The 16947-nt window shown below is 37.5% G+C and carries 17 protein-coding genes; 16 read left to right on the forward strand and 1 reads right to left on the reverse strand.

The window, feature by feature from the left end:
* Positions 1 to 46: 46 nt before the first annotated feature.
* Entirely contained in the window at positions 47 to 490 is a 444-nt protein-coding gene (locus H3T55_RS08670) for a flavodoxin (RefSeq protein WP_087641080.1), read from the reverse strand.
* Positions 491 to 855: 365 nt separating this feature from the next.
* On the opposite strand from H3T55_RS08670, the gene map reads away from it, so the two are divergent.
* From map to H3T55_RS08750, 16 genes are all read left to right on the forward strand, one after another.
* Positions 856 to 1620 (forward strand): type I methionyl aminopeptidase, encoded by a 765-nt coding sequence (gene map / locus H3T55_RS08675; protein ID WP_225534164.1) that lies wholly within the window; start codon positions 856 to 858, stop codon positions 1618 to 1620.
* A gap of 25 nt (positions 1621 to 1645) precedes the next feature.
* A complete protein-coding gene (locus H3T55_RS08680) occupies positions 1646 to 2560 on the forward strand; it encodes a YihY/virulence factor BrkB family protein (RefSeq protein WP_225534165.1) in 915 nt (304 codons plus the stop codon).
* Positions 2561 to 2692: 132 nt separating this feature from the next.
* Positions 2693 to 3832 carry a glycosyltransferase family 4 protein gene (locus H3T55_RS08685; RefSeq protein WP_087641083.1) on the forward strand — a complete coding sequence of 380 codons (1140 nt, stop codon included), beginning with the start codon at positions 2693 to 2695 and terminating at the stop codon, positions 3830 to 3832.
* Between the two features lie 224 nt (positions 3833 to 4056).
* Positions 4057 to 4839 (forward strand): glycosyltransferase family 2 protein, encoded by a 783-nt coding sequence (locus tag H3T55_RS08690; protein WP_225534166.1) that lies wholly within the window; start codon positions 4057 to 4059, stop codon positions 4837 to 4839.
* On the forward strand, positions 4839 to 5672 hold the full coding sequence (locus tag H3T55_RS08695; RefSeq protein WP_225534167.1) for a glycosyl transferase family 2: 834 nt from the start codon (positions 4839 to 4841) through the stop codon (positions 5670 to 5672). Before H3T55_RS08690 ends, H3T55_RS08695 begins: the two co-directional genes overlap by 1 nt.
* Positions 5673 to 6386 (forward strand): glycosyltransferase family 2 protein, encoded by a 714-nt coding sequence (locus H3T55_RS08700; RefSeq protein WP_225534168.1) that lies wholly within the window; start codon positions 5673 to 5675, stop codon positions 6384 to 6386. It abuts the gene before it with no gap.
* Positions 6387 to 6513: 127 nt separating this feature from the next.
* Positions 6514 to 7383: a glucose-1-phosphate thymidylyltransferase RfbA gene (gene rfbA, locus H3T55_RS08705; RefSeq protein WP_087641087.1), complete on the forward strand. Its 870-nt coding sequence runs from the start codon at positions 6514 to 6516 to the stop codon at positions 7381 to 7383.
* Between the two features lie 13 nt (positions 7384 to 7396).
* Positions 7397 to 7969 (forward strand): dTDP-4-dehydrorhamnose 3,5-epimerase, encoded by a 573-nt coding sequence (gene rfbC / locus H3T55_RS08710; protein WP_225534169.1) that lies wholly within the window; start codon positions 7397 to 7399, stop codon positions 7967 to 7969.
* A gap of 24 nt (positions 7970 to 7993) precedes the next feature.
* A complete protein-coding gene (gene rfbB, locus H3T55_RS08715) occupies positions 7994 to 9022 on the forward strand; it encodes a dTDP-glucose 4,6-dehydratase (protein ID WP_225534170.1) in 1029 nt (342 codons plus the stop codon).
* Positions 9023 to 9204: 182 nt separating this feature from the next.
* Complete coding sequence (gene rfbD / locus H3T55_RS08720) at positions 9205 to 10047, forward strand: dTDP-4-dehydrorhamnose reductase (RefSeq protein ID WP_225534171.1); 843 nt, start codon at positions 9205 to 9207, stop codon at positions 10045 to 10047.
* A 128-nt stretch (positions 10048 to 10175) separates the two neighbouring features.
* Positions 10176 to 10904 (forward strand): glycosyltransferase family 2 protein, encoded by a 729-nt coding sequence (locus tag H3T55_RS08725; RefSeq protein ID WP_087641091.1) that lies wholly within the window; start codon positions 10176 to 10178, stop codon positions 10902 to 10904.
* Entirely contained in the window at positions 10904 to 11245 is a 342-nt protein-coding gene (locus tag H3T55_RS08730) for a DUF2304 domain-containing protein (protein WP_225534172.1), read from the forward strand. The genes H3T55_RS08725 and H3T55_RS08730 overlap by 1 nt, the downstream gene beginning before the upstream one ends.
* Entirely contained in the window at positions 11245 to 11589 is a 345-nt protein-coding gene (locus H3T55_RS08735) for a hypothetical protein (protein WP_087641093.1), read from the forward strand. Before H3T55_RS08730 ends, H3T55_RS08735 begins: the two co-directional genes overlap by 1 nt.
* A gap of 151 nt (positions 11590 to 11740) precedes the next feature.
* Positions 11741 to 12535 carry an ABC transporter permease gene (locus H3T55_RS08740; RefSeq protein WP_087641094.1) on the forward strand — a complete coding sequence of 265 codons (795 nt, stop codon included), beginning with the start codon at positions 11741 to 11743 and terminating at the stop codon, positions 12533 to 12535.
* A 50-nt stretch (positions 12536 to 12585) separates the two neighbouring features.
* The gene (locus H3T55_RS08745; protein WP_087641095.1) at positions 12586 to 13803 is read left to right on the forward strand and encodes an ABC transporter ATP-binding protein; all 1218 of its coding nucleotides are present in this window, start codon (positions 12586 to 12588) and stop codon (positions 13801 to 13803) included.
* Positions 13793 to 16936 carry a glycosyltransferase gene (locus H3T55_RS08750; protein WP_225534173.1) on the forward strand — a complete coding sequence of 1048 codons (3144 nt, stop codon included), beginning with the start codon at positions 13793 to 13795 and terminating at the stop codon, positions 16934 to 16936. Before H3T55_RS08745 ends, H3T55_RS08750 begins: the two co-directional genes overlap by 11 nt.
* The last annotated feature ends 11 nt before the right edge of the window (positions 16937 to 16947 follow it).

The following is a 16947-nucleotide window of genomic DNA, read 5'->3' on the forward strand; positions in this document are numbered from 1 at the left end:
GACTGGAAAAAGCATATACAATGTTTTTCCCAGTCTATTTTCTTGATTATTTAACGGCTTCTGCTAATTTTTTAGCAAAGGCTTCTAAGTTTTGGATGTCTTCTTCTTCTGCAGCTAAATCAACTTTTACGTTATCTGCGCCTTTAGTTGCACCGATTTTTGTGAATACTGCGTCAAAATCATCTACAGATTTACAAAAATCATCATAGAAAGTATCTCCAGAACCACAAACACCGTATGTTTTTCCAGAAAGATCGATTTCTTGAAGCTCTTCATAGAAGTCAACGATCTCGTCAGGCAACTCGCCGTCTCCATAAGTGTATGTAGCAACAACACAAATATCTGCATCTTCAAAATCTTCAGGGTCTACCTGAGTACATTCGTTGATTTCAACTTCAATATCTAAGTTTTCGAAAGCTTCTGCGACGATATCAGCGATCTCTTCTGTATTTCCAGTCATACTTGCATAAACAATTTTAGCTAAGGTCATTAGAATTTCCTCCTTCAAGTAATACAATCATGATTATAGCAGAAGAAGGAAGGTCGTGTAAATTACAAAATGAGGCATTTCTAAGAAGTAGCTCATTGAATGAATAAACCTTTGATATCAAGTGATTGTTTATGTTTGTTTAGTATAAATATCGTTTGTGCAAGATTTCAAAACGACTTTTCAGTGAAATTTTCACAAATTATGATAAAATACTCTTAGTATAAAGATTATCTAGCTTGGCTAGCCGGTCTCCAGAAATAGGAAGAGACTAAAATATATCGCTGAACAAAAGCGTTACCTGGCTATTTTTTTATCAGAATTGAGCAAGCCTGATACGCTTTTAAATTTTAGGAGGAAGAGATTGAATGATTACACTAAAATCACCAAGAGAAATTGAAATGATGGATGAATCTGGAGAACTATTGGCAGATGTCCACCGTCATCTACGCACATTTATCAAACCAGGGATCACAAGCTGGGATATCGAAGTTTTTGTTCGTGACTTTATTGAAAGTCACGGCGGGGTTGCTGCCCAAATCGGCTTTGAAGATTATAAATATGCTACCTGCTGCAGTATCAATGATGAAATCTGCCATGGCTTTCCTCGGAAAAAGCCACTGAAAGATGGAGATTTGATCAAAGTGGATATGTGTATCGACCTTAAAGGGGCTGTTTCTGATTCTTGCTGGGCGTATGTCGTAGGTAATTCGACGCCGGAGCTTGATCATTTAATGGAAGTGACAAGAAAAGCATTGTATTTAGGAATCGAGCAAGCAAAAGTAGGGAACCGCATTGGTGATATCGGTCATGCGATCCAAACATATGTTGAAAGTGAAAACTTATCCGTTGTTAGAGATTTTGTAGGTCACGGTGTTGGACCAACGATTCATGAAAGTCCTGTGATCCCTCATTATGGAGAAGCTGGTAAAGGCTTACGTTTGAAAGAAGGTATGGTTATTACGATCGAGCCAATGGTCAATACTGGAACTTGGCGCATGAAAATGGATCCAAACGGCTGGACAGCTTATACGCTGGATGGCGGTCTTAGCTGTCAATTTGAACATACATTAGCAATTACCAAGGAAGGTCCTAAAATTTTGACTTCTCAAGGTGAAGAATTAACATATTAATGAAAAAGAGTAGAGGAGAGTATGCATGAAATTAGTGGACAAAGTAAAAAACAATGAAAACTTAATGCGTTTCATTGAAACGACCCAACGCCGTATGGTTGATTCTGAGATTGGGAATACTTCGGTAGTAGTGGCTTATTATTTACTTTTGTCTCTCTTTCCTCTATTGATTGCGGTAGGAAATATTCTGCCGTATTTACATATTGATCCAAACGATGTGCTTCCTTACATTGCAGAAGCTATACCAGAAACGATTTTCAATGATCTGCAATCTGCGATCAAATCTCTTTTGACTCAAAGATCAGGTAGTTTATTATCTATTTCAGCGTTAACTGCTTTATGGAGTGCAAGTCAAAGTATCAATGCACTACAAATCGCGATGAATAAGGCTTTTGGTGTGGAGCAGCGGAAAAACTTCATTATTGTCCGTTTGATGTCCCTATTTGTGATCGTTTTATTGTTGACAGCGGTAGTCGGAGTGGTCGGTGTATTAGGTCTTGGAAAAACGATTTTAGATTTTTTACAGCCGATCTTTCATTTTTCAACAGACGTTATCGATACGTTCCAGACGTTGAAATGGCCGATAACAACACTTGTTTTGATGGTCATCATGTGTTTGATTTATCGTGTAGTGCCAAATGCCCGCTTGAATTTTCGGTCGATCATCCCTGGTGCAGTCTTTTCAACGATTGGCTGGATGCTTTTATCGCAGGTATTTGGATTGTATATTAAATATTTTAGTTCAAAAATTGCCAGTTATCAGATCATCGGAAGCTTTATTATTTTGATGTTGTGGCTGAATTTTGCTGCGACGATCATTATTTTGGGTGGAATCATCAATGCTGTGGTCAAAGAATATACATCTAACGAGCAAATCGAGCATCGTTATGGCGTGATCAATCGATTAATGGATAAAATAAAAGAAAAAATCAAGAAATAGTTTAAATGTATTTGGGTGAGTGACCTTTAGCCAGAGAGTCTTCTCTGCCTTGACCGAAACACTTGTTCCAACTTGTAAATGTGAAATGATTCGGTATAATATACGATGTACATTAAGAAAGTAGGTTCCTTCATGTCAATGTTTATTTACGAAATTTTTATTCGTCTTTTTTTGACGTTTATTTTATCCTTGATTGTTACGCCGATCGTTAAGTTATTGGCTTTTAGAATAGGGGCATATGATGCACCAGGGGAAAGAAGAGTAAATACGAAAAATATGCCAACAGCAGGTGGGTTGGGCATTTATTTTGTTTTTTCGTTTTCTTGTCTAGTCTTGTTTCAATCGATCATTCCAACAAATTATATTTGGCCCATCATCTTAGGCGCAGGAATTGTTGTAGCCACAGGGCTGATCGACGATATTTATGAATTATCACCAAAGAAAAAAACAGTTGGTGTTCTTTTAGGTGCTTTGGTGGTTTATTTCTTTGTTAAAGATATTCGTATTGAGATGGTTACCTTACCTTTTTTAGGACAGATTGATTTACGCTGGCTGAGTTTACCATTGACTTTATTTTGGATCTTGGCAATTACGAATGCTATCAACCTGATCGATGGATTAGATGGTCTAGCTTCAGGTGTTTCGATCATAAGCTTGACAACGATTGGGGTTATAGGCTATTTTTTCCTTCATGCGAAAACAGTGTATATTCCAATTGTGATCTTTGTTTTAGTTGCAAGTATTGCAGGGTTTTTCCCATATAATTTTTATCCAGCAAAGATCTTTTTAGGAGATACAGGTGCGCTGTTTTTAGGATTTATGATTGCTGTCATGTCTTTGCAGGGATTGAAAAATGCGACATTTATTACAGTGATTACGCCAATGATCATTTTAGGTGTACCGATCACAGACACGGTTTATGCAATTATTCGACGTTTGATGAACAAGCGGCCGATTTCATCTGCAGATAAAATGCACTTGCATCATCGCTTACTTTCTTTAGGATTTACACATAAAGGGGCAGTTATGACTATTTACGGTTTAGCGTTGGTCTTTTCTTTTGTGGCGCTGTTGTTTAGTTATGCGAGCAATTTAGCTTCGATTCTATTGATCGTGTTCAGTGCGATCGGGTTAGAGCTGTTTATTGAGATGATTGGATTGGTCGGTGAGAATCATCAACCATTGATGTTTATTTTACGTATGTTTGGAAATCGAGAATTTCGCCATCAACAACTTGAAAAGCGGCTAGGCAAACATTCTAAAAAAAAGTAAAAGTGTTTAGAAGAATCTTTGCTGGCATTTTGGGCTATGTTATAATTTAGTCATTAAGTAAAGTAAGAGAGCGGGACAAAACAAATCAAGTTTTGCTCCGCTCTCATAAAATTCAACAATGTATCAAGAAAATGAGTATCAATGAAAGAATCATCGATTCATTGATACTATCAAACAAAACGTGAAGATCCACTAGACGTTTACTTTTAACGAGGGGCAAAAATATGAATGATAGAATAACGATCTCCATTGTTACTCACAACAGCCGTCATATTTTTGACGTGCTTGATAATTTAAAAAATGAGCTAGGAATAGAGTCGAAATACGATATACATATATTTGATAATGCATCAGAGCAAAACTACATAGAACGTTTAAAAAGCTACGGTTCGTTTATTTCACTTCATTTATCGGAGGAAAATAGTGGATTTGGTCATGGGCATAATCAGGTATTGAAGCAGGTCGACACTAAGTTTGGCGTGATTTTTAATCCGGATGTTTTGATTACAAAAGCGGTTTTGGATAAACTGGTTCAGCGACTAGAAACGGAAGAAGAGCTTGCAGCCGTTTGTCCCAAAGTATTGAATACAGATGGGACAACACAATATTTGGTTCGCCAAAAGTTAGACGTTTTTGATTATATGCTTCGTTTTGTTCCATTTCAATTTGTCAAAAAAATGTTCGATAAACGTTTGAGTTATTATGAATGCCGCGATTTACCTGAAGACAAAACGACCTATATCAAGATGGGTTCTGGCTGTCTGATGCTAGTCGATGTAGATAAGTTTAAAGAAATAGGCGGCTTTGATGAACGATTCTTCATGTATTTTGAAGACAATGATTTGTGTATGAGCTTTGGTAAAGCGGGCTATAAAATTTTATATACCCCTTTTGAAACGGTGGTTCATTTATATGAAAAAGGAGCGCACAAAAACAAAAAGCTCTTTAAAATCTTTTTACAATCGATGGTTAAATTTTTCAATAAATGGGGTTGGAGGTTTTTCTGATGTCAAATAGTCTGGTCATTGCGATCGTTTTATACCAAACTGAATTTGCACAGACCCCGAGTTATGTCTTGTTAAAAGATGTCCTGCTGACAAAAGAATCAGTCCATTTATTTGTTTATGATAATAGTGCTAAAGCACAAGAAGATGTGTTGTTTCATGAACAGAACGTCCATTACTTCCATGATGGAACCAATCCAGGATTAGCTGTTGCTTACAATGCTGCGAAAGATTATTGTACAGAAATTCAAGGAGACTTGTTATTATTATTGGATCAAGACACAACGATCAAGGCTTCTTATATCGAAACGCTTCTTGGGCTAAATATTGCCACAGATATCGGTGCATATGTCCCAATCGTCCAATCACATGGCAGACAAATCTCGCCTGTGTTGTCAGAACGATATATCGGTCGAGCCTCTACTTTTCCTGAGGCAGGAATGTATACAGAGAAAATCATGAGTATCAATTCTGGTACGGCTCTTCCCATGGAAACATTGCAGCTTTTAAATACATTCAACCTAGAATTTCCGCTGGATTTTTTAGATCATTGGTTATTTTGGCAGCTGCATCGATTGCAGAAAAAGATTTGTGTACTAGATGAACATGTAGACCACGAGTTGTCTGTATTAGATTATTCAGCTGTAAGTCTTAAACGCTATGAATCGATCATTCAAGCGGAATCACTCTTTTACCAAAAATACGATCATGATAAATTTACTGAACATAAAAAACATTTATTGCTTAGATCCATCAAACAGTTTCTACGGGTAAAAAATCGAGCGATTTGGCGCCGTACATTTTCAGAATATCGTAAATTGTCGAAAGGAAAATAAATGATCTCAGTTTGTATTGCTACGTATAATGGCGAAAAATATTTGCAGGAACAATTAAATAGTATTTTGGTCCAGCTGTCAGAGGAAGATGAAGTGGTCATTTCTGATGATGGATCGAAAGATGAAACGTGCACTATACTAAAAGAATATGCAGCAAGAGATTCGCGGATCAAATTGTTCAAAGGTCCCGGAAAAGGCGTGATTGCTAATTTTGAATTTGCTATTGAGCAAAGTTGTGGAGAGTACATTTTTTTAGCAGATCAGGATGATGTTTGGCTTCCGGAAAAAGTTCAAACAACGTTGGCATTTTTCGAGAACCAGCCCAAAATCGATTTGGTCATTAGTGATTTGGTCATTGTTGATGAGCGATTGCATACGATCGAGCCCTCTTATTTTACGTACCGCAAGGTCAGATTGGGCTTTTTTCATAATATAGTGAAAAACAAATATATTGGTGCCGGTATGGCTTTTAGAAGCAGATTGAAAGCGAAGATATTACCGATCCCGGCAGAAGTTCCGATGCATGACATGTGGATCGGTTTGATTGCGGCATATAAGAAAAAAAGTGCTTTGATCACGCAGCCGCTGACTTTATATAGAAGACATGATACGAATGCTAGTGAGATCAATACGAAAGCGAGCTTTTATCAACAGCTGAAATGGCGATCAGCTATCAGTTATGCCTTATTGAAACGCCTTCTGTTCAATATTTAATAAGTCACTATTTTACAGTTTTGTAAAATATCGTTAAAATGAATGACAATTAAAGGTAATAATGCAATAATAACTAGTGATGCGAATGAAAAAGAAATAAAATAAAATAGTAGTAAGGAGTTTTTTCATGAAAGGGATCATCTTAGCTGGAGGAAGTGGGACCAGACTATATCCATTAACGAAAGCCACATCAAAACAACTAATGCCTATCTATGACAAACCAATGATCTATTATCCAATGTCAACACTGATGCTGGCAGGAATCAAAGAAATTTTGATTATTTCAACACCGGATGATACACCGAGATTTGAGAGTCTTTTTGGAGATGGAAAAGATCTAGGGATCCATATCGAGTATGCTGTACAAGAAAGCCCGGATGGACTAGCTCAAGCCTTTATCATCGGAGAAGAATTTATCGGTGATGATAGCGTCTGCTTGGTATTAGGAGATAATATTTATTATGGTGGAGGATTATCCAATATGCTTCAGCGTGCAGCCTCAAAAGAGAGTGGTGCGACTGTCTTTGGTTACCATGTAAATGATCCAGAACGTTTTGGTGTTGTGGAATTTGATGGGGATATGCAGGCTCTTTCAATTGAAGAAAAACCAGAAAAACCTAAATCAAGTTATGCTGTTACTGGGCTGTATTTCTATGATAACGATGTGATCGAAATCGCTAAAAATATCAAGCCTTCTGATCGTGGTGAATTAGAAATCACAGATGTGAATAAGGTATATTTAGAAAAGAATAAATTATCAGTTGAGGTTATGGGGAGAGGTTATGCTTGGCTAGATACCGGTACTCATGAGTCACTGTTAGAAGCATCTACATTCATCGAAACGATCGAAAAACGTCAAAACTTGAAAGTGGCTTGTTTAGAAGAAATTGCTTATAGAATGGGCTACATTTCAAAAGAAGAATTGATCGAATTGGCACAGCCGTTGAAGAAAAATGGTTATGGACAATATTTATTACGTTTAGCAGAAGCAGAGTAGGGGCGAAAGATAAATGAAAGTTATTGATACTAAATTACAAGACGTAAAGATCATTGAAATGGATGTTTTTGGTGATCATCGTGGATTTTTTACTGAGAGCTACTCAAAGGAAAAATTTTTAGCGCAGGGGTTAGACTTTGATTTCGTTCAGGACAATCATTCTCTTTCAACTGAAGCAGGCGTATTGCGTGGGCTTCATTTCCAAAAAGGAGATGCTGCTCAAACGAAATTGATCCGTGTGGTAACAGGTGTAGTATTGGACGTTATAGTAGATATTCGTAAAGAAAGCCCGACATACGGTCAATGGGAAGGCTATATTTTATCTGAGCATAACCATCGTCAGTTGTTAGTACCAAAGGGCTATGCCCATGGTTTTGTAACGTTGACACCGAATGTCAATTTCCTATACAAATGCGATAATTACTATAATGCAGCAGCAGACGGCGGGATCGCTTTCGATGATCCGGATTTGGCGATCGACTGGCCGATCGATATTCAAAAAGCGATTACGTCTGAAAAGGATAAAAATCACCCGACATTAAAAGAATTTGAAGCTGAAAATCCATTTGTCTATGGTGAAATCTAAAAAAGTTTAGGAGAGATCTTAAAAATGAAAAAGATCATTGTTACTGGTGGAGCAGGCTTTATCGGATCAAACTTTGTTCATTATGTAGTGAACAATCATCCGGAAGTACATGTCACTGTCTTAGATAAATTAACTTATGCAGGAAACGAAAAGAACTTAGAAGGTTTACCAAAAGATCGTGTTGAACTAGTTGTAGGCGATATTGCTGATGCTGAATTAGTCGATCGATTAGTCAAAGAAACAGATGCAGTCGTTCACTATGCAGCAGAATCGCATAATGATAATTCATTGAACGATCCATTTCCGTTCGTCCAAACGAATATCATTGGAACGTACACATTGATTGAAGCATGTCGTAAACATGATGTTCGTTATCATCATGTTTCAACTGATGAAGTCTATGGTGATCTGCCGTTACGTGAAGATTTACCGGGACATGGAGAAGGAGCGGGAGAGAAATTTACTGCAGAAACACCTTATAATCCATCAAGCCCATATTCATCAACAAAAGCTGGGTCTGATCTGTTAGTGAAGGCTTGGGGTCGTTCGTTTGGCTTAAAAGCAACGATTTCGAACTGTTCAAATAATTATGGGCCGTATCAGCACATCGAAAAATTCATTCCGCGTCAGATCACAAATATTCTAAGCGGGATCACACCGAAATTATACGGGGCAGGAAAAAATGTTCGAGATTGGATTCATACGAATGATCACTCGTCTGCTGTCTGGGCTATCTTGACTAAAGGCCGTATCGGAGAAACTTATTTGATCGGTGCTGATGGTGAAGAGGATAATAAAACAGTGATCGAAATGATCTTAGAATTGATGGGACAACCTAAAGATGCTTATGAGCATGTGAATGATCGTGCTGGACACGACTTACGCTATGCGATCGATTCAACAAAACTACGTGAAGAATTAGGCTGGTCACCAGAATTTACGAATTTCCGTGACGGTTTAGCAGACACGATTAAGTGGTATACAGAGAATGAAGACTGGTGGAAAGCAGATAAAGATGCTGTAGAAGCCAACTATGCGAAAAGCGGTCAATAAATCGATATCATTTTTATAGATGTCATGCACCTGATTTTAACCAAGCAAGATTAAAATAGTGACTTATTGAGCGTGGGACAAAACTAAGCATTGGTTTTGCTCCACGCTCTAAATACGAAATGACAAAGGCTGTAAAAGAGAGTACTTTTACGCAGATCGTTTTTTGAAGGAGGAAATTACGAATGATACTTTTAACTGGTGGAAATGGCCAATTGGGAACAGAATTACGCCATCTATTAGATGAACAGGGACTAGAATATGTATCTACAGATTCTAAAGAAATGGATATCACGGATGCAGAACAAACGATGACGTTCATTACTGATCTAAAACCTGAAGTGATCTATCATTGTGCTGCTTATACAGCAGTAGACAAAGCAGAAGATGAAGGCAAGGAACTGGATGAAAAGATCAATGTCGATGGGACTCGCAATGTAGCGCTTGCTGCAAAAAAAGTCGGTGCAACCTTGGTATATGTAAGTACAGATTATGTCTTTGATGGTACTAAAAAAGAAGATACCTATAAGACTGACGATCCAACTAATCCTCAAAATGAGTATGGACGTACAAAACTATTAGGAGAACAAATCGTTCAAGAAATTTTGGAAAGCTACTATATTATCCGGACCTCTTGGGTTTTTGGACAGTATGGACATAACTTTGTTTTTACCATGCAGCGTTTAGCCGAAACGAACAAACAATTGACTGTAGTGGATGATCAATTTGGCCGCCCTACGTGGACAAGAACATTAGCAGAATTTATGACATTTGTTATTAAAGAAAAAGTGCCGTATGGTGTGTATCATTTATCAAATGACAACAGCTGCAGCTGGTATGAATTTGCTAAGGAAATTTTAAAAGACAAAGATGTTGACGTTTTACCTGTAGATTCAAGCAAGTTTCCACAAAAAGCGATTCGTCCTAAATATTCTGTGATGGATCTAAGTAAAACAAAAAATCTAGGTTTTACTATTCCGACTTGGCAAGAAGCCTTAGCGTCAATGTTAGAACAAGTAAAAAAATAGACTGCACACAGGCGATTAAGTAATAGAAGTGAGTATCTGTTTCTATTACTTCTTCTCTTGTTGTAAAATATAGTGTATTCAATAAAGGTGTAAAAAGAAAGTGTATATTACTGGATGGAGGGTTTATCTTGCGGATTCTTTTGATTATTCCTGCGTATAATGAAGAAGAAACGATTTTGAATACGATCTACTCGGTCGAACGATTCAAAGAAGACCACAAAGATAATTATTCTTATACGATCGATTACGTTGTGATCAATGATGGATCGACGGATAATACGCAAATGATCTTAAATGAACATCAGATCAATTCCGTTCATTTAGTCATGAATCTTGGAATCGGCGGTGCAGTGCAAACCGGTTACCGTTATGCTGAGGAGAATAAGTATGACATTGCTGTACAATTTGACGGAGATGGACAGCACGACATTCGCAGTTTAGATGCAGTAGTACAGCCGATCATTAAAAAGCAAGCAGACTTTGTGATTGGTTCTCGGTTTTTGCCAAATGAAAAAACGGCTTTTCAAACGACCTTTATGCGTCGTGTAGGAATCAGGATCCTTTCATTTTTGATTTATCTTTCTTCAGGAAAAAAAATCTACGATGTCACATCAGGGTATCGAGCTGGTAATCAAGAAATCATTGCTTATTTTTCGAAGAAATATCCTACGAGCTATCCTGAACCTGAATCGACGGTTCATTTATTGAAAAAGAAATTTACGATCAAAGAAGTTGCGGCGGATATGAGAGAACGTTCTGGCGGACAATCTTCGATTCGTGCTTTTACATCAGTCCGTTACATGTTTGAAGTTAGTTTGGCGATTCTTGTATCAAGCTTTATGAGGGAGGGAGATTAATGAGTGGCATTTTACGTGTTGAGATGGTTTTGTTCTCATTGATTTTCTTTATTTATATTATTCGTTCCATCAATAAAAATGTTTTTTTATTAAAAAATGCGATCCGCTGGCTGATCATTTCTGTTGGCTTGGTCGTAGTTGCGATATTTCCTGAATTACCAGAGTGGTTCAGCAAGAAGCTGGGATTTGAAACGACATCGAATTTTTTGTTGATCATGGCGATCTTCGTATTGCTTTTTATTGAAATCAAGAACTCTGCATTGTTGTCTAAGCAGCAAAACCAAATTAAATTATTGACTCAGGAACTATCGATTTTAAAGGATAAAAAGGAGAAAAAATAATGCTACTATTTTTATTATATGTTGTTTTATCCACTTCAGGTCTGATTTTGGTGAAATTAGGATCGCAAGCAACAGCGATCCACTTTACGAATGCTGTTTTTTCCTTCTCAATGTCGTTGACAACGATCATTGGCTTTTTATGTTACATGTTCAGCTTTGTGCTTTGGATGGTCATTGTGAGTAAATCAGAAGTTTCTTACATCGTCCCACTAGGTGTTGCATGTACGAATATTGCTGTTTTATTAGGTTCAAAGCTAATTTTACATGAGCAAGTGACCTTAGGGACCGTGATCGGTACAGCAGTGATCATTGTGGGGATCGTCATCATTCAATTAGCGAAATAGCTGTGCTCAAAAAAAGTACAGGCTGCTTAAATCTTAAGAAAATACTTACATAACTTGAAAAAAGAGTACATATTCTTTAAACTAGTAATGTTATGCAGCTTATTTTTAACGAAGAATATCAAGCAACGGAAATAAGAAAGGAAAAGAGTCAATGATACGAGCGACACTATCGATTTTTAAAAATATCTTTGAGAATAGAAAACTGCTGGTTCAGTTTTCATTTAACGATTTTAAATCAAAATATGCAGGTTCTGCACTGGGGATTGTGTGGGCGTTCATTACACCTCTTGTGACCGTGTTGACATACTGGTTTGTATTTTCACAAATTCGTGCGCGGGGAGCGGACGAATCGTATCCATTTATCGTTTACTTAGTAACGGGGCTGATCCCGTGGTTCTTTTTCTCTGATTCATTATTGTCGGCGACCAATGTGTTTAGAGAGTATAGCTATTTGGTAAAAAAAGTCGTTTTTAATGTACAAATTCTACCAACATCAAAAATTCTATCTAGTTTGTATACTCATCTATTTTTTATCTTGATCGGTTTCGGGATCACTTCATTGAGTGGTATTTTCCCAACATTGAAAGCTTTGCAGTTGATCTATTATTTGTTCTGTCTGATCATTTTTTTAACAGGCGTGACGTGGTTAACGGCTTCAACACAGCCTTTTTTACCAGATATCATGCAGTTTATCAATGTGGCGATGCAAACGATCATGTGGACCTTGCCGATTCTTTGGTCACCAAGCGGTTGGATTGAAAAGCTTTTAAAAATCAATCCTCTGTACTATGTCGTTCAGGGCTATCGAGATTCCTTTACAAACGGTCCCTGGTTCTGGGAACATTGGCAATACGGCTTGTATTTCTGGGGCTTTACGATCATTCTTTTATTAGCAGGTTCAGTTGTATTTAGACGCCTAAAACCGCATTTTTCAGACGTATTATAATCATTACTGAGACGGAAGATTCGGACAGGTAAGTACAAGGAGAGTAAATCATGGCAGAGTATGCAATCGATATACAAAATATTACAAAAACATATAATATGTACAAAAAGCCGTCAGATCGGTTTAAAGAAGCACTTAATCCTCTTAAAAAGAGCTATCACGACCTTTTTTATGCATTGAAAGATGTAACGATGCAAATCGAAAAAGGAGAAATGATCGGATTTGTTGGTGAAAATGGTTCAGGTAAATCAACGATTCTGAAAATTATCACAGGCGTGTTGACACCGACTTCTGGAACAATGAAAATCGATGGAAAAATTTCAGCATTGCTAGAATTAGGTTCAGGCTTCAATCCTGAATATTCCGGATATGAAAATATCTTTTTAAACGGGATGGTCCTTGGATTCTCGCGAGAAGAAATGGAAGAACGAGTAGATGATGTGATCCAATTCGCAGATATCGGTGATCATCTGTATCAGCCAGTCAAAACGTACTCAAGCGGGATGTTTGTTCGTTTAGCGTTCGCGGTAGCGATCAATGTCGATCCAGATATTTTGATCGTAGATGAGGCGCTTGCTGTTGGTGACTTGGAGTTTCAGCTGAAGTGTATGGAGAAGTTCACTGAAATCAAAAATTCTGGTAAAACGATTTTATTCGTGTCTCATGATGTCAATTCGATCCGCCGTTTTTGTGACCGGACTTTTTGGCTGAAAAATGGTGAGATAGTTGAGTCTGGTGATACGATGGATGTCACGACGAATTACGAAAACTTCTTAAAGAAAAAATCGATCAAAACGGTCGATCGGGAAAAAACGATCCAAAATGAAGAAACGGTTCCAGATATCATCGAGATCGAGAAAGCAACTTTACTGAATAGCGCGTTAGAGCCTTTAGATATCGTTACTCAAGATGAAAAAGTGATATTGAAGATCGAATATACCGTCAAAAACGATACGATCAAGTCACCTGTCTGCGGTGTTGCGATTCGAACAGTAGATAACAACTATGTTTGCGGACTAAATACCTTACTGGATGAAATCAAGATACCTTGGAAGAAAGGTAAAAATGTTTTTTATTTAGAATATGGCAAAATGTCACTTTTAACGGGAGAATATTATTTTGATATTGCTTTCTTTGAAGAACACGCTACAGTACCTTTGGTTTATAAAACGAAATACCTGAACATGTTTATTAGCGGTCGCTATGCAGGCGAAGGCATTGTCATTTTAGATCATGAATGGAAGGATACTATTAAAGATGAAGTATGATTTTGAGATGGAAGTGGATGAGAGTACCAGTGTTGGTAAAATCGTCGCCCAAATAAAAGAAAATAGTAATGTTTTAGAGTTTGGACCAGGAAATGGCCGAATGACGAAATATTTAATGGAAGAAAAGCATTGTTCAGTTTCGATCGTTGAGCTGGACAAAGAGCTTTTCGACCATGTAAGTGAATTTGCGACTGACGGATTTTATGGCAACATCGACGAAGAGGCTTGGATAAACTATTTTGAAGGACAAACCTTTGATTATATTATCTTTGCGGACGTTCTTGAACATCTGATGGACCCAAAAAGTGCATTGAAGAAAGTGAAACCTTTCTTGAGCGAGGAAGGTCAAATTCTGATTACCTTCCCTAACTTGGCGCATAATTCTGTCCTGATCGACCTATTCAATAATAAATTAGATTGGCGTGAAACAGGTCTATTGGACGCCACCCACAAGTCTTTCTTTGTTCAAAGCGGCTTTGAAAAAGTCTTTGAAGAGGTAGGCTTATTTATCGTTAAAGAAGACTTTACGATCAATCAAGTCGGTTATAATGAACTTGATTCGACCTATGAAGACTTACCGGTGGAGGCACGAGCGGCTTTTAAAGCTCGTCCATTCGGCGAAGTATATCAGTATTTCTATGCACTTAGTGCAAAAGCGGTAGATAATCCCATTCGAATCATTCCGGAAAACTCAAGCTATAGTAAGAATATCCATTTTTTATATGATTGTGGTGAAGAAGAACAAACAGAGTTTGATATTCAAATAAACAATGTCACAGGTGAAAATAAAACATTCACGATCGATATTCCTAAAAATATCAAACTGTTGAAAATTTTTCCAAGCATGACAGGAGCTGTTGTCGATATTTCAATGACTTCGTCTGATGTGGAAATCAAACCAAGTGCAACGAATGCCGTTTATGTGAAAGAAAATCGCTACTTCTTTTCAGATGATCAAGTACCAGTAATGGAGATCGATGATAAAACAATCTCAGGTAAGCCAATGATGCTTAGTTTTGATTACCGATATGAAGGTGAATTTTCTGAGATCGTTCATGAGCTGATCGATTACGCAATTGAAAAAAGAGATGAACAAAATGAATTAAAAAATAAGAAGTCGATGGTGCGTGGAAAACAAATGAGTAAATATAAAAAAGTGTCGATCAGCAAATTTGATTCGTTCGTTTCATTGAACATCGATGATATCGTTCGGCACGTTGAAGAAAAAAAGACGGTCATTCGTGGCTGGGCTTATTCTAGAGAAGATAAACTGCCTGTTACTTTTGAAGTGACGGCTGAATCAGCGATTGAATATGCTGTGACGACAGAATATCGTCGTGATGTGATCGATATGTTTGAATTAAAAGGAGATCAGGATTACGGTTTTGAGATCGAGGTCAAAGATTCGGAAGATCAGCCAACATATATTTTAAATGTTGCTGCCAACAATGGCCGGAAATTACAGTATCGTTTAGAAAAACCGAACATGGTGCAACCAGGTGGAAAAGTTCAGCGTGCATTACGTTCGATCCAAACAAGAGGGTTAGTTGGATCAATGAAATGGTACTTCAAACGTCAAGAACAATTAGAAACACCTGTCGATGCAACGGCTATTTTAGAAGAGATCAAAACATTTACTTATCAGCCAAAAATCTCAGTAGCTGTGCCAGTTTATAATGTAGAAGAAAAATGGTTGGATGCCTGTGTTTCTTCTCTTCAAAACCAATATTATGAAAATTGGGAACTTTGTTTAGCTGATGATGCGTCCCCAAGTGCTTATATCAAGCCATTACTAAAAAAATATGCGGATGCAGATGATCGAATCAAAGTGATCTACCGTGAAGAAAATGGCCATATCTCTGAAGCGACCAATTCAGCATTGACGATCGCAACGGGTGAATATATCGGCTTTATGGATAATGATGATGAGCTTGCGCCGCAAGCACTATATGAAGTAGTCAAGGCGCTGAATGAAGATCAAACGATCGATTTCATTTATACTGATGAAGACAAAGTTACTGAAAGCGGCAAACGTTTCAATGCTTTTTACAAATCTAAATGGAACCCTGAATTGATTTTGAATCATAATTACATTACTCATTTTGTTGTAGTCAAACGTTCAGTTTTAGAAAAAACTGGCGGACTAAATACAGAATTTAATGGTGCACAAGATTATGATTTCGTGTTACGTGCAACAGAAAATGCAGAGAATATCGCACATATTCCAGGAATGATGTACCATTGGCGTGCGATCGAATCGTCAACGGCCTTGAATCCTGAAAGTAAAGGGTATGCCTATGTTGCTGGTCAAAAAGCCCTGCAAGCGGCGATGGACCGCCGTGGGATCAAAGCCAACGTTGAGATCGCCGAGTTTTATGGCTCATATAAGGTCAATTATACGTATGAAACTGTACCAAAAGTTTCAGTGATCATTACAAATGACACAGCAGATATCAATGATTATCTGAAAAAAATTCTTGAAAAAACAATTTACGAGAATTACGAAATCATCTTACCGGAAGCCTTAAAGTCAAGCGTTCAGTCAACAAGCAATAAACTTGTTTATCATGAAGGGCAAACAAGAGATGCTTTGATCAAAGCAAGCTCAGGTGAATACATTGTTCTTTTAGATGCAGGTCTTGTCCCAACTAAAAGTAACTGGCTGCTTGAAATGATGAATATGGCACAGCAACCGTCTTCAGGTATCGTCATGGGTCGAATCGTCGATTATCGCTATCGAATCGAAAATGTAGGGATGTCGATCGATTTAGAGAAAAAACGTCTACAGTATCCAGAAGAAGGAACGCCAGGTAAGAGCTTAGGTTATTACTACCGAATCGCATTACCTAGAAATATCCAGGCAGCATCAGAAAGATGTATGGTGTTTAGAAAGGCAGATTACCTTGCTGTTTCAGGAATCGATGAAGGATTAGGTAAAGATCTGATGGGAACAGACTTATCCTTGCAATTTGCTAATAAACTAGATAAAACGATCATTTACTGTTCATATGCTATTTTTAAGGCAGATGAAAAAATCAAGAGTGTTGATAAAAAAGGCAACTTCAAAGAGTTAGCGAGCAAATGGTCTGAAGCAGAAATGATGGACAAATATAGAAATCCTAAGCGATTATAGAAACGTATTTC

Source organism: Enterococcus sp. S22(2020), from assembly GCF_020295385.1.
GTDB lineage: Bacteria > Bacillota > Bacilli > Lactobacillales > Enterococcaceae > Enterococcus_L > Enterococcus_L dunnyi.

Excerpts from the sequence above, each read along its gene's own strand:
- H3T55_RS08685 (WP_087641083.1), top strand. The coding sequence starts at position 2,693 with ATGTCAATGTTTATTTACGAAATTTTTATTCGTCTTTTTTTGACGTTT.
- H3T55_RS08750 (WP_225534173.1), top strand. The coding sequence starts at position 13,793 with ATGAAGTATGATTTTGAGATGGAAGTGGATGAGAGTACCAGTGTTGGT.
- H3T55_RS08690 (WP_225534166.1), top strand. The coding sequence starts at position 4,057 with ATGAATGATAGAATAACGATCTCCATTGTTACTCACAACAGCCGTCAT.
- rfbB (WP_225534170.1), top strand. The coding sequence starts at position 7,994 with ATGAAAAAGATCATTGTTACTGGTGGAGCAGGCTTTATCGGATCAAAC.
- H3T55_RS08745 (WP_087641095.1), top strand. The coding sequence starts at position 12,586 with ATGGCAGAGTATGCAATCGATATACAAAATATTACAAAAACATATAAT.
- H3T55_RS08735 (WP_087641093.1), top strand. The coding sequence starts at position 11,245 with ATGCTACTATTTTTATTATATGTTGTTTTATCCACTTCAGGTCTGATT.
- H3T55_RS08730 (WP_225534172.1), top strand. The coding sequence starts at position 10,904 with ATGAGTGGCATTTTACGTGTTGAGATGGTTTTGTTCTCATTGATTTTC.
- rfbC (WP_225534169.1), top strand. The coding sequence starts at position 7,397 with ATGAAAGTTATTGATACTAAATTACAAGACGTAAAGATCATTGAAATG.
- rfbD (WP_225534171.1), top strand. The coding sequence starts at position 9,205 with ATGATACTTTTAACTGGTGGAAATGGCCAATTGGGAACAGAATTACGC.
- H3T55_RS08670 (WP_087641080.1), bottom strand. The coding sequence starts at position 490 with ATGACCTTAGCTAAAATTGTTTATGCAAGTATGACTGGAAATACAGAA.
- H3T55_RS08740 (WP_087641094.1), top strand. The coding sequence starts at position 11,741 with ATGATACGAGCGACACTATCGATTTTTAAAAATATCTTTGAGAATAGA.
- rfbA (WP_087641087.1), top strand. The coding sequence starts at position 6,514 with ATGAAAGGGATCATCTTAGCTGGAGGAAGTGGGACCAGACTATATCCA.
- map (WP_225534164.1), top strand. The coding sequence starts at position 856 with ATGATTACACTAAAATCACCAAGAGAAATTGAAATGATGGATGAATCT.
- H3T55_RS08680 (WP_225534165.1), top strand. The coding sequence starts at position 1,646 with ATGAAATTAGTGGACAAAGTAAAAAACAATGAAAACTTAATGCGTTTC.
- H3T55_RS08695 (WP_225534167.1), top strand. The coding sequence starts at position 4,839 with ATGTCAAATAGTCTGGTCATTGCGATCGTTTTATACCAAACTGAATTT.
- H3T55_RS08700 (WP_225534168.1), top strand. The coding sequence starts at position 5,673 with ATGATCTCAGTTTGTATTGCTACGTATAATGGCGAAAAATATTTGCAG.